The following is a 24,065-nucleotide window of genomic DNA, read 5'->3' as shown; positions in this document are numbered from 1 at the left end:
ACCATGGCAAACAAATCCCAGGCGGTGCCTCCCGTCAGCGCCAAGCTGCGCATAGCCGTCGACATCGGCGGCACGTTCACCGACATGGCGGCTTTCGATGAAGTCTCCGGCAAGCTCCTGTTCGGCAAGGCGCTGTCCACGCATGGACAACTCGTGGACGGCATTCAGCACACGCTGGACAGCGCAGACATCGACGTGCACAACGGCAATCTTTTTCTGCACGGCTCGACCATCGCGATCAACACGCTGCTCGAGCGCAACGGCGCCAAGACAGCGCTGCTGATTACCGAGGGGTTCCGCGACATCTACGAGATCGGCCGCGTCAATCGCCCAGACGCGTACAACCTTTTCTTCAACAAGCACACGCCGCTGGTCAAGCGCTCCTTGCGCTTCGAGGTTGCGGAAAGGCTGCGTGCCGATGGGAGCACGCACAAGCCGCTCGACGAGGCGGCCGTGCGCGACCTCGCGCGAGAACTGCGCGGACAGGGCATCGAGGCGGTCGCCGTGCTGCTGCTGCACTCCTATCGCAACCCCGCGCACGAGCAGCGCGTCAAGCAGATCCTGCAGGAGGAACTGCCGGGCGCGTTCGTGAGTGCCTCGCACGAACTCTCCCAGGAGTACCGGGAGTTCGAACGCGTTTCCACCGTCGTGGCGAATGCCTACGTCGGCCCCCGCGTCTCGGCCTATCTCGGCGAACTGGAGAAGCACCTTGCCAAGGGCGGGTTCGAGGGCGACTTCTACGTCGTGCAGTCCACCGGCGGGCTCTTTCCCAGCGAGCATGCCCGGCGAGACTGCGTGCGCATGCTGGAGTCGGGCCCGGCGGCCGGCGTCATCGGCGCGCAGGCCATCTGCGCCCAGCTCGGCATGGGGGATGCGATCGCCTTCGACATGGGTGGCACGACAGCCAAGGCCGGCGTGATCAGCGAGGGGCGCCCCCTGACGACGGGCTCGGCGCTGATCGGTGGCTACGAACGCGCGCTGCCGATCCAGATCCCGATGATGGACATCCACGAAGTGGGCACCGGCGGCGGCAGCATTGCGCGGGTTGAAACCGGCAGTGCACTGCGCGTCGGCCCCCAGAGCGCCGGCTCGATTCCGGGGCCTGTGGCCTACGGCCGCGGCGGCACCGAACCCACCGTGACGGACGCCAACCTGCTGCTGGGCCGGCTCGACGCCGACCACTTCCTGGGTGGAGAACTCAAACTCGACATGGCCGGCTGCGAACGCCAGATGCGCGAGCGCGTCGCCGGGCCGCTGGGGCTGGATCCGACCGAGGCGGCCGACGGCATCCTTCGCATCGCCGTGACGCAGATGTCGCATGCTGTGAAGGCGGTGACCACCGAACGCGGCCTTGATGCCGGCAGCTTCACCATGGTGGTCTACGGCGGTGCGGGTCCCCTGCACGCTTCGGCCATTGCGCGAGAGATCGGCATTCGCAAGGTGCTCATCCCCTTCGCTCCCGGCTACTTCTCGGCCTACGGCATGCTGTTTTCCGATTTGCGCTACGACTACGTGCGCTCGGTGTTTCGCAAGCTCAACGACGTGTCGTTCGAAGAGATCGAATCGCTCTACCAGGGGATGGAAGACGAGGGCCGCGCCGCGCTGGCGGAGTCCGGTGTCAAAGCCGATGGGATCGTCATCGAGCGGGCCGCCGACATGCGGTATGTCGGCCAGGAACACGCTGTGACCGTCGACCTCCCGATGGCCTTCTTCGAGAGCAAGGACCGCTCGGCGATCAAGCGCCAGTTCGACGAACTTCACAAAGTGCGCTACGGCACTTCTGCGCCGAAGGAGCCTGCTGACCTGGTGAGCCTGCGCGTCACGGTGCTGGGCACCATGAAGAAGCCGCCAAAGCACAGTGTCGAGGCGGGCTCCAAGCAGCCCGAAAAGGCGGCCCTGCGCGTCATCAAGCCGGTGTATTTCCGTTCGGGAGGCTGGGCGGACACGCCGGTCTACAAGCGCGACCTGCTGCTGTCGGGCAACGTCTTGGCAGGGCCTGCGCTGATCGAGGAGCACGCCTCCACCACCGTGGTGCAGCCGGGCGATGAGTTGCGCGTCGACGAACTGGGCAACCTTCAAATTTCCATTGGGAGCGACAGGACATGAGCAACCCGCACGACAAGCCGATCGACCCGGTCACCGTCGAGATCATCCGCAACGGCCTGTACGCAGTCACGGAGGAGATGAAGACCAACCTCACGCGCACCGCCTACAACCTCATCATCTACGAGGCGCTGGACTTCACGGTCGGCCTTTTCACCAAGGAGGGCGACACCGTCTCGATCGGCCTGGGCCTGCCGATGTTCATCCGCGGCATGTCCGAGACGGTCAAGGCGAAGATCAAGCACTTCGGCTACGAGAACATCCTGCCTGGCGACATCCTCGTCACGAACGACGCGTACACCACAGGCAGCCATCTGAACCACTTCACGTTCACGATGCCGATATTCCACGAGGGCAAGCTGGAGGGCTTTACCTGCTGCATGGCCCACTGGCTGGATGTGGGCGGCACGCTGGGCAACGTGACCACCGATATCTTCAGCGAAGGGATACAGATTCCCATCCTGAAGTATCAGCGCGAGGGCGTGGTCAACCAGGACCTGATCGACATCATCGCGATGAATGTGCGGCTGGCCGAGCGGGCCTTGGGTGATCTGCGTGCCCAGATCACGGCCATCACCACCGGGGAGCGCCGCTACGTCGAGCTGCTGCAGCGCTATGGCGCCGAGGCGGTGAATGCTTCGATCCGCCAGATCATGGATTCATCCGAAGCGGTGGCGCGCAAGAACACGCTGTCGATTCCGGACGGAGTCTATGAGGCCGAGTCCTTCATGGATGACGACGGCCTGGAGATCGGTAAGCGCATTCCGATACGCGTCAAGGTGACGATCGCGGGCGACGAGATGACCGTGGACCTGTCGGACGTCAGCAAGCAGGTGCGCGGTTTCTACAACTCCGGCTTCACGACCGGCATCGCTTGTGCGCAGGTGGCCTACAAGTGTCTGACCACGCCCACCGACTACCCGGTCAACGACGGCAGCTTCCGGTCGCTCAAGGTCGTCATGCCGATGGGCACGGTGATCAGTGCCGAGCGGCCATACCCGATGCGGGTGTGGATGACGTTCCCGATGACGGTGATCGACACCATCTTCAAGGCGCTCGCACCAGCCATTCCCGGCCGCTCCATTGCCGGCCACCATGCCGACCTGGTGTTCCCCAATATCCATGGCATCTCGCCGGAGGATGGGAGGCTGTTCATCGTGGGCATTGGTCCGCTGGGCGGCGGCTGGGGCGCCAAGAGCACCGAGGACGGCGTCTCGGTCACCGTCTGCATCAACGACGGCGACACGCACAACAGCCCGACTGAGCAGCTGGAAGCCAAGTACCCGGTGCTGGTGGAGAAGTACGAGATCCGCAGGGACAGCGCCGGCGCCGGCAAGTATCGTGGCGGACTGGGCGCCGAGATGGTGGTGCAGGCGCTGTCGCCGTTCACCGTCACCACGCGCATCGACCGGGTGCATTGCAAGCCCTGGGGTTTGGAGGGCGGTGGCGATGCCATGGGCAACGGCCTGGCGGTGCGCCACAAGGGTGAGTGGAAGACCGACCACCTGAACGCCAAGATCTTCAATGTGCGGCTGGAGCGCGGAGACGCCTACAAGATGCTGTCGGGCGGCGGCGGCGGCTTCGGCGACCCGTTGGAGCGTGACATCGACCTGGTGGCCGAGGACGTGCGCGAAGGCTATGTGAGCGCGGAAGTCGCCCGCGAGGTCTACCGTGTGGCGCTGGATTCGCGCGGCGAGGTGGACAGGAACGCCACGCAAGGTCTGCGCCGCGCTCCCGGGAAAGCCGCGAGCATCCCGTCGCCTGCGGTCGCCTGGGACGGTCAGTGATCGCAGTCATGGCCGACGAGGTCTCGCAGCGCGCCGACCGCCTGTTGTCGCTGTGGAGCGAACTGTCGATGCTCCATGTGGCGTTGGGCGGTGCCTGTGCTTGCGGCACAGGCGGCATCAGCCTGCGGCTCGATGACTTCGAACTCGACATCGTCGGCTACCTCGAAGACAACGGCCTGCGGTCAGGCATTGCGGAGGTGATCGATTTCTTCAGTGACCTGCAGAAGGCAGGGATGCCGTCGCAACCGTTGCGCCAGATTCTGGAAGACGCTCGCAACGACCAGCTCTCGGCGGCGGTGGCCGAATGGCTTCTGCCCAAGCTGGAGAAGACCTTGCGCTCCTTCGCAGAGCTGCACGGACCCAAGGCGCGGGGCTGACCATGGGCGGACATTTCTCCTCCTTGCTGGCCGAGCCCGAAGCGCTTGCCGCCCGGGTGCCGGTGACCGTGCTCACGGGTTTCCTCGGCAGCGGCAAGACCACGCTGCTGAACGCGCTGCTGCGTGAGCCCGAGCTCCATGGTGTCGCCGTCATCGTCAACGAATTCGGCGAAGTGGGGATCGACCACGACCTGATCGCGCAAGCCCATGACGACACCGTGCTGCTCGCCAACGGCTGCCTGTGTTGTGCCGTACGAGGTGATCTTGTCGACGCGCTGGGCCGGCTCGTCGCGCGAACGGATCGCCCATTGCGCCATGTGCTGATCGAAACCAGCGGCTTGGCCGACCCCGGTCCGATCATCCGCACGCTGACGGGCGACGCCGGAATCCGCGCGCGATTCGCACTGGATCGGCTGGTGTGCACCGTCGATGCGGTGCTGGCCATGGGGACGCTGGACCGTCACCCGGAATCGGTTCGGCAGATCGCGGTCGCGGATGACCTGTTCCTCACGAAGACAGATTTGCTGGACGCCGCAGCACCTCCAACGGCCCTGCTCGAGCGCGTGCGTGGCATCAACGCCGCGGCGCCTTGGCGTACCAGCCGCGAGGAACAGCTGCGTTTGCTCGCTCATCTCGTTCGCACGGCCTCAGGCAGCAATGAGGATGTGAGCGACACGCCTTTCTACAGGCCGGCAGCGCAGGCCGCGCAGCCTGCCACACGGCACAGGGATGGCATCTCGTCGTTCATGGTGGTTCGCGACGTCGCGTTGCCGCGCGCTGCGTTTTCCGCCTGGCTGGACATGGTCATCGCGATGCGCGGGGAGGACCTGCTGCGCGTCAAGGGGCTGGTGCAGCTTGCCGACGAGCCCGATCGCCCCATGGTCATCCACGGCGTGCAGCACCTCTTTGCACCGCCGGAATTTCTTGCGGCCTGGCCCAGCCCGGACCGGCGTACGCGGATCGTCTTCATCACCCGTGGCGTCGATGCGGAGTCTCTGGACGAAACGTTGGACGTGATGGTGCGCCGGCATATCCGGCGAGACGGGCCCAGGTTAGCAGGCGCACCGCCCTGATCCGCTGCTCCAACACTCAAACAGAAAAGATTCCGGAGACAAGATGACAGTCGATTCGACCCAGACGGGACAGTGCAGGAGCGCCATTCAACAGGCTGCCAGACTGCTGTTTCGCATCGAGAACGTGCCGTTCAGCCGCTGGCACACCAAGGCCCGCATCATCATGGGCAGCGCCACTTTCTTCGACGCGTTCGATGCGCTCGCACTGGCGTTCGTGCTGCCGGTCCTGATCGGGCTCTGGCACCTGTCACCCCTGCAGGTAGGCATGCTGATCGCCTCCGGCTACGCGGGGCAGGTCATCGGTGCTCTCCTTTTCGGATGGCTCGCGGAACGCTACGGCCGGGTGCCGAGCGTCACGGCGACCGTGGCCCTCATGTCGGTGATGAGCATCGCATGCGCGACGGCCGGCAGTTTCGACGTGCTGTTTGCGCTGCGCTTCCTGCAGGGCATCGGCGTCGGCGGCGAGGTACCCATCGCGGCCGCCTACATCAACGAACTCTCCCAGGCGAAGGGGCGCGGCCGCTTCTTCATCCTCTATGAACTGATCTTTCCTCTGGGGCTGCTCGCGGCGGCCCAGGTCGGCGCATTCGTTGTGCCTCGCTTCGGCTGGGAATACATGTTTCTCGCCGGCGGCATCCCGGGGCTGCTCATCCTGGTCTTCATGGCGCGTCTGCCGGAATCTCCCCGCTGGCTCACCTCGAAGGGAAGATTTGCCGACGCCGAGCGCGTGATCACCGGCATCGAGGCGAGCACCACGAAGAGGAGCCTGGACATCACGCGAGAGAAGGACCAGGTCGCGGCGCGCATTGCTGCCCTCGCGACCGGGTTGGCCAACACCCGAAAGGGATCGTGGAAGGAACTGTTTTCACCGCTGTACCGACCGCGCACGCTGGTCGTCTGGGTGCTGTGGGCATCCTCCTACTTTGTGGCCAACGGCATCAACAACTGGTTGCCCACGCTCTACCGCACGGTCTATCACCTGCCGCTTCAGGAGTCGCTGCGCATGGCGTCTCTGACGAATGTTCTCAGTACCTGCGCGGTGTTGGCATGCGCCTTGATGGTCGATCGCGTCGGCCGGCGCCGATGGGCGACCTCCAGCTTCCTGGTCAGCGGCCTGTTGCTGGGCCTCCTCGCCGCGATCGGGGCTGGCAGCCCTTGGTCGGTGGTGGTGCTGGCGTCCACGGCCTACGCGGTGATGGGCACGACCACCGTGCTGCTCTATCTCTACACGCCGGAGATCTACCCGACCCGGATGCGCGCGATCGGAACCGGATTGGCGACATCGTGGTTGCGCGTGGCATCGGCTACCGCTCCCGCCATCGTCGGGATCGTCCTGACTTCCCATGGCATCGCGTCGGTCTTCCTGATGTTCGCGCTGGCCAACGTGGCCGGATTTTTCGCGGCGCAGCGCATGGTCGAGACGGCCAACCGTGCGCTTGAGGAGATCTCGCCGTGACAAACCCAAACCAAAACGAACTGGAGACGTGATGAAAATCCCAAGCCTGATTGCCCTCGCTGCGATCTTTGCGGCACCCGCAGGGGCACAGACTGCCAAGTTCCCGGATCGAATGATCCGGATCATCGTTCCCTTTGCCGCAGGCGGCGGGGTCGACTCTACGGCTCGGCTGGTCGCCAACAGGTTGCAAACCCAGCTCGGTGTCTCGGTGATCGTGGAGAACCGCGCCGGCGCGAACGGTGTGCTTGGCGGCAAGGCAGTGCAGACAGCGACCAACGATGGCTACACGCTGCTGTTCTCGGCAGCCACCCATGTCCTCGCCAAACAGGTGCTGAGCAACGCACCTTACGACCCGGTCGTCGATTTCGCCCCCGTGGCACGCGTCGCCGAGGCGCCGTTGATGCTGGTGATCGCGCCGCAACTCGAAGTGCAGAAGCTGCCGGAACTGCTCGCCGCCGCGAAGCAGACGACGTGGACGGCCGCGATCCCGGCGGCTGGCGCGCCGAGCCACCTGGCCACGCTTCTGCTGGCCAAACAGGGCAACGTCACCTTCAGCTTCGTTCCCTACAAGGGCACGCAGCCCGCGCTGGTCGATGTCGCGGGGGGCCATGTGCAGCTGATGCTGGACTCGATGATCTCGGTGCTGCCGCTGGCGAAAGCCGGCCGCGTCAAGCCCGTCGCGATCACCTCGCCGAAACGCAGTCCGCTCGCGCCGGAGGTACCGACAGCGCAAGAAAGCGGGTTGCCCGGCTTGACCTATGCGTCCTGGTACGGCATCTGGGCGCCGAAGGGCACGGCACCGGAGCGCGTGCAACTTCTCAACAAGGCGATCAACGCCTCGGTCAACGAGCTCACCAGATCCGGCGCATTCGCGGGCCTGGGCATCGACCCCGTGAGCCAGGACGCGGACCAATTCGCTCGCTACATCACAGGGTACGTAACCCAGAGCGCCGACCTCCTGAAAAGCGCGGGCTTCAAGCCCGAGTGACGTCCCTCTTGTTTTTTCCGACCACCAGAAAAAGGAGACATCCATGAAAACCGCCTTCGTGGCAACAGCGCTGCTGTCCTCTGCCGCCGCTGCTTCCGCTCAATCGTCCGTGACGCTTTTTGGCGTTGTGGACGCTGCCATCAGCCACTACACAGCTCGAAGCGAGTTCTACAACGACTCCGGCCGCATCGTGCCGCTCCCCGCAAATGGCAATGCGGTCACCCGAACTCAAACGGTCCTGTCCAATAGCGCCAACTCGAACAGCCGGCTGGGATTGCGCGGAACCGAAGACCTGGGCGGAGGCTTGGCCGCCAGCTTCTGGCTTGAATCTCCACTCGCCAACGATTCGGGTGCTGGCGGACTGACCAGCTTCTCGCGTCGCTCGACAATCAGTCTCTCCGGCGGCTTCGGTGAAGTCCGGCTCGGGCGCGATTTCACGCCGACCTTCTGGAACGACTCGGTGTTCAGTCCGTTCAGCACGATCGGCGTCGGGGCAAACGTCGTATCCACGGTAGGAACGAATCTGGCCATCGCCAGGGGACCGGGTTCCGCTGTCGCGGCTTCCGACAACTACCTGCGCGCCAGCAACAGCATCGGCTACTTCCTGCCGCCCAACCTCGGTGGCTTTTACGGCCAGCTGCAATATGCGCTGCACGAGAACGTTGCGCAGAGCGGTTTGCCTGGAAGCCCGACACGAAAAGGGCAGTTTGCCGGCGGGCGTTTCGGCTATGCCTCCGGACCTCTCGATGTCGCTGTGGCCTATGGGCAAAGCACCGCGGCGGATGCCACTGCCGTGAATGCGCTCGGACTCCCCACCGGCGTGGGAGCGAACGAAAAGATCAAGACGTTCAATCTCGGAGCCTCCTACAACTTCGGGGTTGTCAAACTCTTCGGTGAACTGTCGCGGGTCAGGGATCAGTCGACCACGACGGCGCCATCTGGTTTGGGGACCCTGCTCATCGCCCGCGACGTCGACAAGTACAACGGTGGTCTCGTCGGGGTCACGGTTCCGGTGGGCCCCGGGTTGATCAAAGCAGCCTATTCCCGGGTCAAGTTCGACAACGACCTGGGGCCGCTGGCGACGCCATTCATGCCGCGTCGCGACGCTTCCGTCAGCAAGCTCGCGATCGGATACGAACATAACCTCTCCAAGCGCACGGCACTGTATGCAACGGTTGCCTGGATCCGGGCAAAGGATGCGCAGAACAATGCCGCGATCATCGGCGCGGCCACCGGAACTGCGCCCTATCTGTCGACCGGTGCGGCGGGTGGTTCGGGCTATGCGCCGAGCCGGTCCACGGGATACGACTTCGGGATCAGGCACGTGTTCTGAGGCGCGCCGACATCTGGCTGCGTTCTACAGTCGCACTGGTCGGTCATCGATCGATCTCGAGGTCATGATTCGCATGCTCATCACCCCGACCTGCAAGTTCCTTTCGGACCCGTTCGACATGGCATCACTGCAGCCGGACCAGCGATGACAGCTGCGCAAACCGCTGCGGAGATCGGAAGCGCAGATGGAGCGCATAGATCGCCGCCAGCAATCCGGCTGCCAGCACGCTGAAGGCCAATGCGTAGCTCGGGCCGGCCGGCAGCCCCGACAGGAGCTGGACGTGGGTGATCATCTGCCACAGGAAGAACGTCAGCACGGCCGCGCTGATCACCGGTGCAAGCAGCGATCGCCAGCGCGAGACCTTCATCGGATGCTTCCGGAAGAACGCGATGACAGCCAGCGCGGCGAGCACCTGGCAGGTCAACACGCCGATCGCCGACGGGACGCTCGCCCAGGGCAGGGCCTGGAGCATCGGATCCAGGCCCGCCATTGCACACAGCAGAACCAGCATCACCGATATGCACAGCGTTGCGGCGGACGCCACGTGCGGGGATCTGTGCCTGTGGTGCGTGCGGGACAGCCGGCTCCAGACAAGGCCGCAGACGGCGAGCGCGTGCCAGTATCTCGCCAGCACGTTCGTGAAGCTCAGGACGGCGGCAAAGAGGCTGGTGATGACCAGCACCGCGCCGATCCTGGCTGCGGTGGGCCCGGCCAGGGTCGAGAACATCGACAGCCACATGCCGCCGGGGTCGTTTGTTGCCACGACCACCGCCTGCGAGAGGCCGAAATGGTTCAGCATCAGCAGGATGGACCCCGCATACAGAATGCCGATGAATGCGATCGACAGGTACATCGCTCGAGGCACCGAGCGTCGAGGGTCTCTGGCTTCCTGCGAGTAGATCGCCGCGGTTTCGAAGCCCATGAACGATGCGACGACGAAGATCAGCGAAGGCCCGAACCCGGGGGTGAACACGGCCTGCGGCGAGAACGGCGCGAGGGACAGCGCGTGCCCGGCAAGCCGCAGGTTGAAGACTTCGAGAAGGTCCGCCAACAAGATGGCGCCGACCTCCGACAGCATCAGGATCAGGAGCAGCCGCCCGCTGAACTCGATGCCGCGTACGCAAAGCAGGTGTGCGCCCACGGCGCAGCCCATTGCCCAGGCCCACCATGGCGCGTCAAGGCCCAGTGAAGCCATCGCCATGTGGACGAAGTGCCCCAGCATCGCATAGCAGGCCAGCAGGATCGCGATGTACGACAACACCGCAATGCATGCGCCCCCGATGCCCGGAATGGTGCCCAGGCCCTTGGTGATGTAGGCGTAGAAGGCTCCACCGTTCTCCACATGGGGACTCATGGCGCAAAAGCCGACGGCAAAGAGCAGATACGCGGCACAGACGATGGCGTAGGAGCCCGGAAGGCCGATGCCATTGCCCAGCGTGATGCTCACGGGTACACCGCCGCCCATGGAGGTCAGCGGACCATTCGTCGTGATCACCATCAGGAAGATGCCGAACCAACCGATCGCATCCCGCTTGAGGCCCGTGCGTTCCGCTGGCGGACTCGCTGGTTCAGACATCGCATGCTCCTTGCACATAAATCAGGGGTCTGGCCGCCGGCCTAGGAGGTACCGAAATCGCCCATGCCATACATGTCGGCCGCGATGACCCAGGAAGCCCCTTGCCTGCGCCAGGCCGTGAGCGATCGCAATGCGATCACCTCGCCGGCCGGCCCGTCTGCCGGCGGGGAAGTCCACTCCAGCCAAGTGACCGCCGCGCCTTCCGAGAGCTCCATCGTCCGCACGGAGCGAATCGAGAGCTTGGGCGTCATCTTGAGCATTTCCGTGAGCGCTGGCAGCAAGTCGGCACCCACGGTGATGCCGGGAGCGCCCTCGCCGCTGACGCTCGCGTCCGGCGCGAACATCTCCTGTTGCAGCAAGCGAGCGTCGCCTTGGCGGCACAAGCTCTGAAGTCTTTCGATGGCCTGTTCCAGTGTCATTGCTTTGTTTTCCTTTGAAAAATGGTGTGTCGGGATCGGGGGGCTCTTGGGACCTTTATTGCTACTGCGATCGCAAGAATTCGAGTGCATCCCTGGCACCTCGAATCCCGTCTTCGATCGCACCATCGATGAACCCCCTCCAGCCGGTGGCCCAATCGGTGCTGGCGAAAAAAAGCGGCGGTGCCTGGGTCTGGAGCGTTGCCAAAACCCTGGAGGTCTGGTTTGGCGAGAACCAGGTCCAGCCGCCCTTGGCGTACGGGTCGTGCGTCCAATCGTGCGCAACGACCTCCTGCACATTGATTTCCGGTATGAACTTGCGCAGTTCTGCTTCGACCACGCGGATGTCCCGAAGGTCGACCGCATCGTCCGGCCCGAAGCCGACCAGGACGGACTTGCCGTCGACCTCGCGATCGGCAACCACCATGGTCAGCGGATTGGGATAAGGCGCGAAGCCGACCCACGCGCCGACATTGCGATCGACACGGGCGATGAATTTCGTGCCCGCGCAGACATGTCGTTCGCGATGTGCAGCCGAGCGTGCCTCCGGCAGCTTCGGCACGAAGTCGATGTCGCTCAACACGTTCATCGGAACCGCGACGACCACCGCCTTGCAGCCGACGGAAAAGCTCTTCGCCTGGATCCGGACCTTGCCGTTCACCGTTTCAACGCTGGAGACCGGCTCTGCGAGCGCCAGATCGGCATTCGAATCCTTCAGCAACGCAAGCGCCAGTGCGGACGTGCCTTTCGAGATCTTGTAGCGTCCCAGGCGCTTGAGCAGCGAGTCCGCCGAGTAGTCGCCCAGCGCCCACCAGCGCAGCTGGTCATACAGGCCGCCTTTTGCCGGATCGGTCGCGGCGTTCATGGAGATGAACGAGAGCAGCAGATCGCGCTGCCGGCCGGAGACGGGCACGTCCCTGAATCGATCCGTCAGGCTCTGGCCATCGAAGTCCGACAGCAGGTTATCGGAATCAACATGAGGGTTCGCGAATGCGATCCGGCCGTTCGCTCCATCCACATTGCAGTACGCGCTCAGCGCCGCGTCGAGGTCATTGCCCATCGCCTCCGCGGAGTCCGTCACCAGGCCCTCGGCAGTCAGCAGGCTGATCGAGTCGGCCGTGCCGCTGACGGACTCGGTGGTCTCCAGTCCGTATCGATGCAGTTCATTCCAGACGTATGGCTGGCCCCAGTGAACCCAGGTGCCGCCGATTTCGAATTTCTGCCCGTCCTGCTCAGCCGTGAAGGTCCGGCCGCCGATTCGATCGCGCGCCTCGATGATGGCCACGCGCAGGCCCCTCAGGCCCAGCTCCCTGGCCGCCGTCAGGCCGGCAAAGCCGGCGCCGATCACGACCACGTCGTAGTCGTCGTGCGGCAGGCCTTTTGCAGGAAGCGCTGCGGGCGAAGTCAGACCGCGGCTCAATGGGAGTCCTGGCTTGATGTTGAATCCGTCTGAAGTTTTTTTCACGGGATGAATGGATGGTGTTGTGTCGGGGATGGGGCCCAATGATTGCGAATCCCGCCGGGTGCAAGTAGCCGAAATCGGCAAGCGCTGCGGGGCGCGTTGCGGGCCATCGGCAGGGCAGCGGACTTGCCGATTCGGGCTAACGGGCTCCGGTGATCGATGCAACCATGGCTGCAGCCGGCGTGCTGAACGCGCCTGCACTCAAGCACCCAGAGACTCAACGAGGCATGTTGTGACCGACATCGAATCCATTCTTGAAACCCTGCACTTCCCGGACGCACCGAAGATGGTTGCGGGCCCCTATCCCGGACCGCGCGCGGCCGAAGCCCTGGCGCTGTCGGCGCGCACCGAATCCATGGCGCGCGGCGGCGGACGCATGCCGGTCGTGATGGACCGCGCCTTCGGCGCCACCTTCAAGGACCCCGACGGCAGCACCTTCATCGACCTGTCGGCCGGCGTGGGCGTGAGCAGCGTGGGCCGCTGCCATCCCAAGGTGCAGAAGGCGATCGTCGAGCAGTCGCAGCAGCTGATGCATGCGATGGAGGTCAGCAGCACCCGCCGCACCGAACTAGCCGCGCGCCTGTCGGCCCTGATGCCCGAAGGCCTGCGCAATGACTGCATCACCTTCTTCGCGCAAAGCGGAAGCGATGCGCTCGAAGCGGCGGTGAAGTTCGCGCGGCGCGTGACGGGCCGCCACCAGATCATCGCCTTCCACGGCGGCTATCACGGTGTGTGGCATGCGTCGAATGCGCTGACCACGGGCACGGCCTACCGCAAGGGTTACGGGCCGTTCATGGGCGGCGTGATCCATGCGCCCTACCCGTACGCCTATCGCTTCCCGTTCGACACCACCCACAAGTCGGTGGAACAGATCGCCGGCGAATACGTGGACTACCTGCTGAACACGCCCTACACGGCCGCCGACGACGTGGCCGCCGTGATCGTGGAGCCGGTGCAGGGCGAAGGCGGGTATGTGCCGCCTTCACCCGAGTTCCTGCAACTGCTGCGCAAGGCGTGCGACCGCAGCGGTACGCTGCTGATCGTGGACGAGGTGCAGTGCGGCGCGGGCCGCACGGGCCGCATGTGGGCGGTGGAGCACACGGGTGTGAAGCCCGACATGCTGACCTTCGGCAAGGGCATCGGCGGCGACGTCCCCATGGCCGGCATCGCCATGCGCAGCGACCTGGCCGCGCGCGTTCCCGATGGCTCGGTCCCCAACACCTTCGCGGCGAACTCGCTGTCGGCCGCGGTGGCGCTCACCAACCTCGAGATCCTGCACGACCCCGAACTCGGGCTGATGCCGCGCGCGGAGCTGCTGGGCCAGGAGGTGCAGGAGCGGGTGCGCGGCTTCCAGAGCCCGTACGTGGGCGAAGTGCGCGGCAAGGGCCTGATGATCGGCATCGAGCTCGTCGAGGACAAGGCCACCAAGGAGCCGCTGGCGCCGGAGAAAGTCGGCCGGATCATGGAGTACGTGCTCGGCCACGGCGTGCTGATGGTGCCCTGCGGGCGCTATGGCAACGTGATGCGCGTGATGCCGTCGCTGACCATCTCGAGGCGGCTGCTGCACCGCGCGCTGGATGTCTTCGGCGAGGCGCTGGCCTCGCTCTGAACCGGCCGTGCCGCGCGCGGTACGCCCCCCTCGCCTACTGCTGGGCGATGCGGGCGGTGAGCTCCGACGCGGCGGTGGTCACCAGCGTGCACAGGTAGCTTTCCTGGAAGGCCCTGAAGCGTTCGTTGCGTCCCACCAGCGTCATGCTGCCGAGCACGCGCTGCTTCTCGTCGAAGATCGGCGCTGCCACGCCCGTGCGGCCCGGATGCAGTTCGCTTTCGCTGATGCAGTAGCCCTGCTTGCGGATCGCCAGCAGGCCCTTGGAGAAAGACTTCCATTCCAGCCCCTGCTGCTGCCCCTCGGGCGTGCTGGCATGCGCATCGAAGACGCGGCGGATCTGCCGCGGCAGCAGGTAGGCCAGCACCACGCGCGAGGTCGCGCTGTGGAACAGGTCGATGGGGCGGCCGCGGCCTCCGCCCACGGGCCCGGGGTCGGGGCCGCGCTGGATCAGCACGTTGACCACCGAGTCGCCGTACCACTCGCTGATCACGGCGTCCAGGCCCGTCTCGGCCACGAGCTTCTCGACGAGATCGCGGCTGCGCACCAGCACCGGGTCATAGTCGGTCATCTGGTGCTCCAGCGCGATGATGCGCGGCCCCAGCGCATAGCCGCGGGGCAGGCGCACGAGGAGGCCGGTATCGCCGAGTTCGCGCAGGTAGCGGTAGGCACTGGCGGGCGTGTAGCCGAGCTGGTTGCAGATGATCTCGACGTCGATGACCGGCTGGTCGGGCCGGAAGAGATCGAGGACATCGAGCATGCGGCGAAGGCTGTTCATCGTCTGGGAAGGCTGCGGTCGTGAAACAAGAAATCGTACGGGCACGCGAAGGCGTGGCGCCCTTCATTGTCGGGCACCATCCGTGGACCTGATCGAGGCCCGCGGCGGTGCCGGATCCCCGAGGCACAGACACCTGAGACAGGACGCAAGTAAAGACCATGCCCCTTGAGAAATCCATCCACACCCCGAGGCTCGTCCTCCGGCGCTTTCGCGAGCAGGACGCGGCGGACCTGTTCGACTACCTGCATGCACCGACCGCGAGCTGCTTCCTGTCGCTCGCGCTCGCGGACCTCGAAGCCGCGCGGGCCGAGGCCCGAAGACGCAGTACCGACGGCGAGCACGTGGCTGTGTGCCTCCAGGAATCGGGGCGGCTCATCGGCGATCTGTTCGCCATGCAGGAGGAAGACACTTTCTCGGTCGGCTGGAACCTCAACCCGCGTTTCGGTGGCAGGGGCTACGCCCAGGAGGCAGCCTCGGCGCTGTTCGCCCATCTCTTCACTGCCCGCGCCGCCCGCCGGCTCTATGCCTACGTGGAGGACCACAACGCTGCCTCCCGGCGGCTGTGCGAGAAGCTGGGCATGCGCGCCGAAGGGCTGTTCCTGGAGTTCATCTCGTTCCAGAACGACGCGCAGGGCGAGCCCATCTACGAGAACACCATGCAGTACGCGATCCTGCACAAGGAATGGCTGCGCGCTTCATCGGCCTGACGGGCGCCACGCCGGCGCTCAGCCGCGGTCCTGGCCCAACGCGGCAAAGCGCTGCGGATCGCGTCTCGCCAGCCGCGATGCGGCCAGCCAGCCGGCCGCCGCGGCCAGGAGCACGGTGACCACCAGGGCCGCGGAAATACCCCGGCTCGCGCCGGTGAGCACATGGAAGTTGCCCACGGCCAGCACCAGCACCACCAGCAAGCCCGCGCACGCCAGCAGCGGCAGCACGCGGATCCGTAGTCGGCCATAACCGTGCGAGTCGGCCCGGAAGAAGCGCACCACCGCCACGGCCGTCGCGATCATCAGCACCAGCAGGCACAGCGTGGCCAGGTTGCTGAGCCAGGCGAACTGGGTCAGTACCGGGTCGGCGCCCAGCAGCGCGAACAGGCCCACCGCGACGGCGCTCAGCACCGTCTGCAGCACCGAGGCCACGTGCGGGCTGCGGTGGCGCGCATGCGTCCAGCCCAGGCGAGCGGGCATCAACCCCTCGCGGCCCATCGCGTAGAAATAGCGCGCACTGGAGTTGTGGAAGGCGATGAGCCCCGCATAGATGCTGGCAATGAACATCAGGCGCAGCAGCACGGTGAGGCCATGGCCCGCATAGGTGTCCGACAGCAGGTACAGCAGGTTGGTCGGATCGGCCAGCGCCGCGATGGTGGTCACCACCCGGTCGCTGCCCGCACCGAGCACCAGGCACCACAGCGAAAAGGAATAGAAGCCCCCCACCAGCAACAGCGCCGCGTAGGTGGCGATGGGAATGCTGCGCTTCGGGTCCTTGGCCTCTTCGCTGTAGATGGTGGTGGCCTCGAAGCCGATGAAGGCCGCAAAGCAGAACAGCAGGCCGATGAAGGGGTTGCCGCTGGTGAAGGCCTCGGGAGAGAAGGAGTGGGCATCGATGCCGTGGGCACCGCCCTTGGACAGGATCAGCACGTCCAGTGCCAGCACCGCCAGGTACTCGGCCACCACGAAGACCGCGAGCACCCGGGCCGAGAAGTCGATCTGCCGGTAGCCGAAGACCGCCACGCTGGCCATCGCCGCGAAGGCGCAGGCCCACCAGGGCACCGCCAGGCCGAACTGCGCCTGCAACGCCTCGGACGCCACCGCGCCCAGCAGGCCGTAGAGCCCGAACTGCAGCGTGACGTACCCGAACACGGCCACCATGGCCGCCGCCCCGCCCGCCCTGCCGCCCAGGCCGCGCGCCACCATCGCATAGAAGCCTCCGGCGCTGGTCACGCAGGTGGCCATGGCGGTGTAGCCGGTCGCGAACATCAGCAGCAGGCCGAGTGCCACCAGCACCAGCACCGGTGTGCCGGCGCCATTGCCCAGCATCATCCCGATCGGGAAGCCGCCCGCCACCACGCTCAGCGGGCTCGCGGCCGAGATGACCAGCAGCGTGATGAATCCGGCGCTCAGCGTGCCGCGGCGCAGGCTGGTGGCGTGGGGGTGGCGCGTTTCCTGGGCAGGCGTCATCGCGGGGGTCAGCGTTTCCATGGTGCGTCGCAATGCATGCCGCGCGCAAACGCGTGCAGCTTGGAGAGAGAAGGCCGTGCACCGGAGCGCCGGCCGCTGAGACAGCCAGTCTAGGAAGGCATGCGCGCGCAGCGGTATCCCGGATCGGCAATCCGGACGCGCAGGCCCGCTTCAGGCGTCATGCCACCTCGCCGCCCGCGGCGTCTGCGACGGCAGTTCACCGAAAAGCTCCTGGTATTCCGCTGCGAAATGGCTCAGGTGGAAGAAGCCCCACTGCCCCGCCGCGTCGCCCACGGTCAGGTCACCGGCGCGGCTGCCCATCAGGGCGCGCCGCACCCCGTTCAGGCGCACCGAGCGCAGGTAGCTCAGCGGCGTGGTGTCCGCCACCGCGCGAAAGCTGTTCTGCACCGTGCGCCGGCTGACCTGCAAGCGCTCGCACAGCTCCATCACGCTGGGGGCGCTCATGGTCTCGGCCATGGCCATCCGGTGGCACTTCTCGACGATGAAGTCCTGGGTGGAACTGCCGCTGCGCTGGTGCCGGTCGCAGGCCGGATCCATCACCAGCCGCAGCAGCTCGCCCAGCAGCGCGTGTTCCAGTTCGTCCTGCCGCGCGGGCGTGCCGCTCATCTCGTCGTTGACCAGGGCCTCGGAGAATATCGCCAGCAGGCGCTGGCGGCATTCGACGAAGCGCTGCTGCGGCACCTTGATGACGGGCTGGCGCAGCAGCCGGGCGATGTCGTCGGCGAACGGCACCTCCCGGAGCGTGGCGTCGAAGAAGGCTCGGTCGAAGGCGATGGACAGAAGGTCCATCCCGGTGGGCATGTGGCACATGAACTCCTCGCCGCCGCGCAGGAAGTAAAGGCTGCTGCCGTCCGCATCGCGCCCCTGCATCCGGACGGTCCCCGGCATGGAGATGGGGACCGCAAAGCACACGCTGTCGCGGGGTGCTTCGCCCTGCTGCACAACGCGCTTGTTGATGCGCTCACGAAAGGCGTGGCAGTGTTCGCTGGACAATTGCTGCAGCGAGCTCTCCAGTGCGCCCGACGCGAGCTGGCTGTAGACGAGCTGGCTCCAATGAGCGACTGATGCGGCATGCGCATGCACGTCCTGGAAGTGGTGGATGCTTCGGTTCATGGTGCGGAGTCCTCGATCTGGAAGGGCTGCGTCGATCAACAGATATGCACTTTTCTCAAATAGGGAAAATTCTGCATTTTTCATGCCTGACGCCAGACAGGGGAAACCCGATGGATCCCGCCGCGAAGCTGATCTTCTGCTTGCTTGATTTGTTCACAGCAACAATCGTGCACACATGCCGCAAGCCAACCGCACCCTTGCGGTGCGTCGTTGTCGCGCACCGTTGCTGATTTGGGCTAACGCCGCACGGCGCCGTCCCGGACACTGCGGCCGCTCGAACATCCGCAGACACCCCCATGACCCAGAACCTGAAGCATTTCATCGAAGGCGCCCACGCCGAAGCCTCCGACGGCGCGCGCATGCGCCTCCTCAGCCCCGTGGACGAACAGGAATACGGCAGTGCCGCCCGCGGCACCGCCGAAGATGTCGACCGCGCCGTGGCCGCGGCCCATGCCCAGCTCGAAGGCGGCACCTGGAGCCGGCTGCATGCCGGCCAGCGCGCCCAGCTGCTGCTGCGCCTTGCCGACCTGGTCGAGCGTGACACGGCCCTGCTGGCCGACATGGACGCCAACGCCATCGGCCGCTCGCCGATGGAGCCGCGCATGATGGACGTGCCCAACGCCGTCGCCAACCTGCGCGCGGCCGCCGGCTGGACCCAACAGCTCGAAGGCCGCACCGTGCCCACCGGGGGCTACATGGGCACGCCCACGCTGTCGTACACGCTGCGCGAGCCCGTGGGCGTGGTCGGGGCCATCGTGCCTTGGAACTCGCCGCTGATGATCACCGTGTGGAAGCTCGCCGCCCTGCTGGCCGCCGGGTGCACAGTGGTGATCAAGCCCGCGGAGGAAACGCCCCAGTCCGCCCTGCACCTGGCGCGGCTGGCGCAGGAAGCGGGCTTTCCCGACGGCGTCATCAATGTGGTGACCGGCTTCGGCGACGTCGTGGGCCGCGCGCTGTGCGAGCACCCGCTGGTCGCCAAGATCAGCTTCACCGGCAGTCCCGAGGCCGGCCGCGCCATCCAGCGCATCGCCGCGCCGCTGTTCAAGCGAGTCACGCTGGAGCTCGGCGGCAAGAGCCCGCAGATCGTGTTCGACGATGCCTCGTTCGACGACGCATTGCGCGGCTGCGCCATGGGCCTGTTCGTCAACCAGGGGCAGGTGTGTGCCGCCGGCTCGCGCATCCTGGTGCAGCGCAGCCTCGCGAAGCCTTTCGCGCAGGCACTGGCCGAGGCCGCCCGCGCGGTCACTGTCGGCGACCCGCGCCAGGCCGGCGTGCAGATGGGGCCGGTGGCCAAGAAGGCGCAGTTCGAACGCGTCAACCGCTACATCCAGCTCGGCCAGGATGAAGGCGCGGTGCTGCTGGCCGGCGGCGTCTCCCGGCCCGAGAAGGGCTGGTTCGTGCAGCCCACCATCTTTGCCGAGGCCACCAACCAGATGACCATCGCCCGGGAGGAGATTTTCGGCCCGGTGGGCACCGTGATCCCCTTCGACACCGAGGAAGAAGCCATCGCGCTGGCCAACGATTCGTTCTATGGGCTGGCGGCCACGGTGTGGACCACGCAGCTCGCCCGGGCGCACCGCGTGGCCGCACGCGTCAAGGCCGGGGCCGTGGGCGTCAACTGCTGGAGTCCGCTGGACGCCAACCTGCCCTGGGGCGGCCTCAAGACCAGCGGCATCGGCCGCGAGGGCGGGCTGCCCGGCGCGCTGGCGTACACCGAGGAGAAGGTCATCACCGTGCTGCTGCCGGCCTGAGGCCCGGCCTCACAATGCACCACACAAGGAATCCTGACATGGGTTGGCGCAACACGATCGACGCCTGGGGCCGGGCCTCGATGCTCTTTCACTGGGCCACGGCCGCGGCCTTCATCACTGCCTACGTGGTCGTGTACTACGTGATCTGGTTCGTCGATCCGCAGACCAGCATCAAGCCGGCGCTTTTTGGCACCACACCCAATGCCGAACGGGTGGTGCCGCTGCTCAACATCCATTGGGTGCTGGGCCTGTCCATCGGCTTCCTCACGCTGCCCAGGCTCGTGTGGCGCATCGCCGGCGGCGTGCCGCGGCATGTCGCGGGCTCGCGCCTGGAGCGTCTGTCGGCCGACGCGGCGCACTGGGCGCTCTACGCCATCCTGATCTTGATGCCCCTGTCGGGCTACATGACGACCTACGACCCGACCGACTTCGGGCTGTTCGTGATCCCGGCCTGCCGCGACACCGCCTTCGCAGCCGCAATTCGCGGCGCATTCGACCTTTCCGTGGCGCAGCTGGAAGATGCGGCCTGGGCGGTGCACAGCTTCATCGGCGCCTGGCTGGCTTGGCCGCTGGTGGTGCTGCACATCGGGGCTGCGCTGCTGCACCACTTCGTGCGCAAGGACGCCGTGCTGCGCCGCATGCTGCCGCTGCGTCGCAGCACCGGCTGATCCACCCCCCTCCGCTACCCGACCCGCACCACGACACACCGCATTGCGGTGCGTTGCGGCGTGGTGCGGCGTCGTGCAGCCACGCCGGGAGCGGCGCGATCGCGTGGCCGCAAGCAGATGCCGATCTCGGATAACGGCCAGCGCCGCCTCCCTTCGATAGTCCAAAGACCCCACTGCCGGTTGGTAAAGCGGGCATCGGCGCAGCCCGGCCACGGTCCGGGCGATCCGGATCCACACACCTCGCCTCTTCATCTTTCAGGAGTTCCCATGACCCAGCACTGTGCAAGAACCCTTCGCCCCCTCGCCCTGGCGGCGGCCCTCGCCGCGGGCCTGCTCTGCCCCGGCTTCTCCGCCATGGCCGCGCCCGACGCGGCCCAGCTCGACAAGCTCACGCCCTCGGGCGCCCAGCGCGAGGGCAACGCCGACGGCAGCATTCCCGCCTGGCAGGGCGCGGAGCCGCCGCTGGCCGGCTGGGAGTGGGGCAAGCTGAGGCGCGACTTCTGGAAGCACAAGGACGAGAAGCCGTTGTTCACCATCGATGCGGCCAACGTCGACAAGTACGCCGACAAGCTCTCGGCCGGCCAGGTCGCCATGCTCAAGCAGCGCAAGGACTACCGCATGGACGTCTATCCGTCGCACCGCACCTGCGGCGTGCCGGACTTCGTGGCCGCCAACACGCGCAAGAACGTGGGCACCGCCCGCCTCAACGACGACGGCTGGAGCCTGAAGGAGGCGACCGTGCCGGGCTATCCATTCCCCCTGCCCTCCAATGGCGTGGAGGCGATGTGGAACTCCAAGATGCGCTACCGCGGCGTGGGCGTCGACTACAAGGGCACCATCACCGCCGTCTCGCCGCGCCGCGGCAGCACGGAGTGGATCCGCGCCGACTCGGAGCAGACGGTGTTCATTCCCTCGGGCGCCAAGGGCTCGCAGCAGCTGTCCTCGCTGCCGCCGGTGGAGTTCTATGTGTACTTCGGCTACACCTCGCCCGCCGCGCTGGCCGGGCAGGCCCTGGCGATCACCCAGTACATGAACCAGGCCGAGAACGAGACCTTCTACTACTTCCCCGGCCAGCGCCGCGTGCGCCGCATGCCGACCTACTCGCACGACTCCCCGCAGATCGGCATGGAGAACCAGTACACGCTGGACGAACCGCAGGTCTTCAACGGCGCGCTCGACCGCTTCGACTGGAAGCTGGTGGGCAAGAAGGAGATCTACGTTCCCTACAACGCCTTCGGCGCCTATGACTTCAAGGCCAAGTTCGAGGACGTGGCGCGCGACGACTTCATCGCACAGTCGCATCGCCGCTACGAGCTGCACCGCGTGTGGGTGGTGGAGGCCACCGTCAAGGCCGGCATGCGCCATTCGGCGCCCAAGCGCACCGTCTACCTCGACGAGGACAGCTGGGCGCCGCTGCTGATGGACGACTTCGACGGGCAGAACAAGCTCGCCAAGATGCGCGAGGGCTTCCTCATCCCGGTGTACGAGACGGGCTCCTGCGACGCGATGGCCATGGTGCAGAACAACCTGGCCGAGGGCCGCTACGTCTTCGACACGCACACCGTGGGCGTCGGCAAGGACATCCGCTGGTTCACCGAGCCGACCGGCCCGCGCATGCGTTCGGGCTTCTACACGGCCGACAACCTGCGCGCCATCAGCGAGCGCTGAACGCCGCGCCCAGAACGACGACAACAAGCCCCGAGGAGAAGAACCGATGAACTTCACCGCCCGCCCCTCCAGCACCCTCGCCCGGCTGAGCGCCGTGCCCGCCGCCTGCCTGCTCGCCGCGACGGGGGCCGCTCATGCCTTCACCTTCGAGACCGACAACGTTCGAGGGAGCTTCGATTCCACCATCACCATCGGCACCGGCATCCGCGTCAAGGACCCCTCCTGCACGCTCGTCATCCAGGGTGCGGTGGGCGTCGGCGCACCCGCCGGCTGCCTGGCACCCACCTCGTCGATGGGCGACCAGGGCAACCTGAACTACCGCAAGGGCGATGCCTTCACCACCTACGTCAAGGGCAGCCACGAGCTGCTCCTGAAGATGCCCGATGACATCACCTTCCTCGGGCGGGTGAACTGGGTCCGCGACCTCACGGCCACCCACACCACCGGCTACACCAGCGCCGCCGCGACGCAGTACCTGCCCGACGGCCTGGCCAGCGACGCGCGCAGCGACCTGCGCTTCAAGGCCCGGCTGCTGGACTTCTGGGTGAGCAAGACCTTCCAGCTCGGCGGCGAAACGGCGCGCGTGCGTGTGGGCAACCAGGTGATCAGCTGGGGGGAAAGCCTCTTTCTGCCCGGCGGCATCAACGCGACCAACGCGCTGGACATCATGCGGCTGTCGCAGCCCGGCACGCAGCTGAAGGAGGCGGTGCTGCCCGCGCCCATCGCCAGCTTCGCCACGGGCCTGGGCCACGGCCTCAACTTCGAGGCCTACGTGCAGGCGCGCTGGAACGGCAACTACATGGCACCCACCGGCTCCTACTGGTCTGTGGCCAACGGCATGGGCAAGGGCCACGACGCCTACGGCCTGATCGAGACGAAGCCGAAGAACGGCGGCCAGTGGGGCACCGCCCTGAAGTGGCAACCCGAGGGCACGCAGCTGAACCTGGGTGCCTACGTGATGAACTACAACGACAAGTCGTTGAACTTCAGCACCAATGCGGGCGGCACCGGCCGCGCGGGCTGGGCCTACCCGGAGAACCGCCGCCTCTACGGCCTGAGCGCCAACATGCCGGTGGGCGATTGGTCGGTGGGCACCGAGCTGTCGTACCGTCCGCGCGATGCGGTGGCGCTGAACCCGGCGGCGAGCGGCTGCTCGTTCAACCACGGCAACTGCTGGGTCGACGAGAAGAAGCTGCAGTGGCACCTGACCGGCATGCTCAGCCTCACGCCGAGCAATGCAGGCGGCGTGCTGCGCGCCCTCGGCGCGGACACCGCGACGCTGATGGCCGAGGCCGTGGTGGTGCGCTATCCCAACCTCAAGAAGTACTACGGGTCCGATCCGATCGCGGCGGGCGCGTGGGGCTGGGGCCAGGAGTTCAGCGCCGCGGGCACGCCGCAGCCGGTCGGCTCGAAGACGGCGTGGGGCTACAACCTGGACTTCAGCTGGGTCTACGACGGCTCGCTGATTCCGGGCTGGCAGGTGATTCCCGAGGTGTACTACTTCCAGGCCGTGAAGGGGCGCACGCCCAACGGCGCGGGCCAGCTGATGGAGGGCGCCAAGTCCGTCAACCTGGTCGTGACCTTCGTGCAGAACCCGGCGAAGTGGCAGGCCTCGATCAACTACGCGGCCTTCTTCGGCGGCAAGCGCGTGTTCGACCAGCCCTATCGCGACCGCAACTTCGTGGGCCTCACCCTGTCGCGCAACTTCTGAC

General features: G+C 66.2%; 19 protein-coding genes. 13 read left to right on the top strand and 6 right to left on the bottom strand.

From position 1 onward, the window contains the following. Positions 1-3 precede the first annotated feature (3 nt). From ABL838_RS32150 to ABL838_RS32120, 7 genes are read left to right on the top strand one after another with little or no spacing between them, the layout of a single operon-like run. Positions 4-2,106: a hydantoinase/oxoprolinase family protein gene (locus ABL838_RS32150; RefSeq protein ID WP_418126309.1), complete on the top strand. Its 2,103-nt coding sequence runs from the start codon at positions 4-6 to the stop codon at positions 2,104-2,106. Further along, entirely contained in the window at positions 2,103-3,890 is a 1,788-nt protein-coding gene (locus tag ABL838_RS32145) for a hydantoinase B/oxoprolinase family protein (RefSeq protein ID WP_418126307.1), read from the top strand. Before ABL838_RS32150 ends, ABL838_RS32145 begins: the two co-directional genes overlap by 4 nt. An 8-nt stretch (positions 3,891-3,898) precedes the next feature. Beyond that, positions 3,899-4,267: a hypothetical protein gene (locus ABL838_RS32140; protein ID WP_184641838.1), complete on the top strand. Its 369-nt coding sequence runs from the start codon at positions 3,899-3,901 to the stop codon at positions 4,265-4,267. Positions 4,268-4,269: 2 nt separating this feature from the next. Continuing rightward, complete coding sequence (locus ABL838_RS32135) at positions 4,270-5,340, top strand: CobW family GTP-binding protein (protein ID WP_418126305.1); 1,071 nt, start codon at positions 4,270-4,272, stop codon at positions 5,338-5,340. A gap of 43 nt (positions 5,341-5,383) precedes the next feature. After that, complete coding sequence (locus tag ABL838_RS32130; protein ID WP_418126303.1) at positions 5,384-6,796, top strand: MFS transporter; 1,413 nt, start codon at positions 5,384-5,386, stop codon at positions 6,794-6,796. A 31-nt stretch (positions 6,797-6,827) separates the two neighbouring features. Beyond that, positions 6,828-7,784, top strand: a complete 957-nt coding sequence (locus ABL838_RS32125) for a Bug family tripartite tricarboxylate transporter substrate binding protein (RefSeq protein WP_418126301.1) — start codon at positions 6,828-6,830, stop codon at positions 7,782-7,784. A 43-nt stretch (positions 7,785-7,827) separates the two neighbouring features. After that, positions 7,828-9,117: a porin gene (locus ABL838_RS32120; protein ID WP_418126299.1), complete on the top strand. Its 1,290-nt coding sequence runs from the start codon at positions 7,828-7,830 to the stop codon at positions 9,115-9,117. A 124-nt stretch (positions 9,118-9,241) separates the two neighbouring features. Here the strand turns inward: ABL838_RS32120 and ABL838_RS32115 are convergent, their stop codons facing one another. The 3 genes from ABL838_RS32115 to ABL838_RS32105 form a co-directional block, all read right to left on the bottom strand. Then, positions 9,242-10,693 (bottom strand): APC family permease, encoded by a 1,452-nt coding sequence (locus tag ABL838_RS32115; RefSeq protein WP_418126297.1) that lies wholly within the window; start codon positions 10,691-10,693, stop codon positions 9,242-9,244. A 41-nt stretch (positions 10,694-10,734) separates the two neighbouring features. Further along, entirely contained in the window at positions 10,735-11,112 is a 378-nt protein-coding gene (locus ABL838_RS32110; RefSeq protein ID WP_369662536.1) for a nuclear transport factor 2 family protein, read from the bottom strand. 61 nt (positions 11,113-11,173) lie between these two features. Beyond that, positions 11,174-12,529 carry a flavin monoamine oxidase family protein gene (locus tag ABL838_RS32105; RefSeq protein WP_418126296.1) on the bottom strand — a complete coding sequence of 452 codons (1,356 nt, stop codon included), beginning with the start codon at positions 12,527-12,529 and terminating at the stop codon, positions 11,174-11,176. 328 nt (positions 12,530-12,857) lie between these two features. On the opposite strand from ABL838_RS32105, the gene ABL838_RS32100 reads away from it, so the two are divergent. Further along, a complete protein-coding gene (locus tag ABL838_RS32100; RefSeq protein WP_418126537.1) occupies positions 12,858-14,180 on the top strand; it encodes an aspartate aminotransferase family protein in 1,323 nt (440 codons plus the stop codon). 34 nt (positions 14,181-14,214) lie between these two features. On the opposite strand, the gene ABL838_RS32095 is transcribed toward ABL838_RS32100, so the two are convergent. Further along, positions 14,215-14,955 (bottom strand): IclR family transcriptional regulator, encoded by a 741-nt coding sequence (locus ABL838_RS32095; protein ID WP_418126294.1) that lies wholly within the window; start codon positions 14,953-14,955, stop codon positions 14,215-14,217. 158 nt (positions 14,956-15,113) lie between these two features. Here ABL838_RS32095 and ABL838_RS32090 point away from each other — a divergent pair, with 158 nt between their 5' ends. After that, on the top strand, positions 15,114-15,662 hold the full coding sequence (locus ABL838_RS32090) for a GNAT family N-acetyltransferase (protein ID WP_418126292.1): 549 nt from the start codon (positions 15,114-15,116) through the stop codon (positions 15,660-15,662). An 18-nt stretch (positions 15,663-15,680) separates the two neighbouring features. Here ABL838_RS32090 and ABL838_RS32085 read toward each other — a convergent pair whose 3' ends face one another. Then, on the bottom strand, positions 15,681-17,153 hold the full coding sequence (locus ABL838_RS32085) for an APC family permease (RefSeq protein ID WP_418126290.1): 1,473 nt from the start codon (positions 17,151-17,153) through the stop codon (positions 15,681-15,683). A gap of 150 nt (positions 17,154-17,303) precedes the next feature. Continuing rightward, positions 17,304-18,266 (bottom strand): helix-turn-helix domain-containing protein, encoded by a 963-nt coding sequence (locus ABL838_RS32080; protein ID WP_418126288.1) that lies wholly within the window; start codon positions 18,264-18,266, stop codon positions 17,304-17,306. A 296-nt stretch (positions 18,267-18,562) separates the two neighbouring features. Between ABL838_RS32080 and ABL838_RS32075 the strand changes: the two genes are divergently transcribed. From ABL838_RS32075 to ABL838_RS32060, 4 genes are all read left to right on the top strand, one after another. Beyond that, the gene (locus tag ABL838_RS32075) at positions 18,563-20,017 is read left to right on the top strand and encodes an aldehyde dehydrogenase family protein (RefSeq protein WP_418126286.1); all 1,455 of its coding nucleotides are present in this window, start codon (positions 18,563-18,565) and stop codon (positions 20,015-20,017) included. 38 nt (positions 20,018-20,055) lie between these two features. Then, complete coding sequence (locus ABL838_RS32070; protein ID WP_418126284.1) at positions 20,056-20,685, top strand: cytochrome b; 630 nt, start codon at positions 20,056-20,058, stop codon at positions 20,683-20,685. Positions 20,686-20,952: 267 nt separating this feature from the next. Further along, complete coding sequence (locus ABL838_RS32065) at positions 20,953-22,353, top strand: DUF1329 domain-containing protein (RefSeq protein WP_418126282.1); 1,401 nt, start codon at positions 20,953-20,955, stop codon at positions 22,351-22,353. Positions 22,354-22,399: 46 nt separating this feature from the next. After that, positions 22,400-24,064 (top strand): DUF1302 domain-containing protein, encoded by a 1,665-nt coding sequence (locus ABL838_RS32060; RefSeq protein ID WP_184641825.1) that lies wholly within the window; start codon positions 22,400-22,402, stop codon positions 24,062-24,064. Position 24,065 lies beyond the last annotated feature (1 nt).

The sequence above is a fragment of the Variovorax sp. 160MFSha2.1 genome, assembly GCF_048305075.1.
GTDB classification, from domain to species: domain Bacteria; phylum Pseudomonadota; class Gammaproteobacteria; order Burkholderiales; family Burkholderiaceae_C; genus Variovorax; species Variovorax guangxiensis.
The sequence above is the reverse complement of the archived record's forward strand: the minus strand, read 5'-3'. Positions and strand labels throughout refer to the sequence as shown.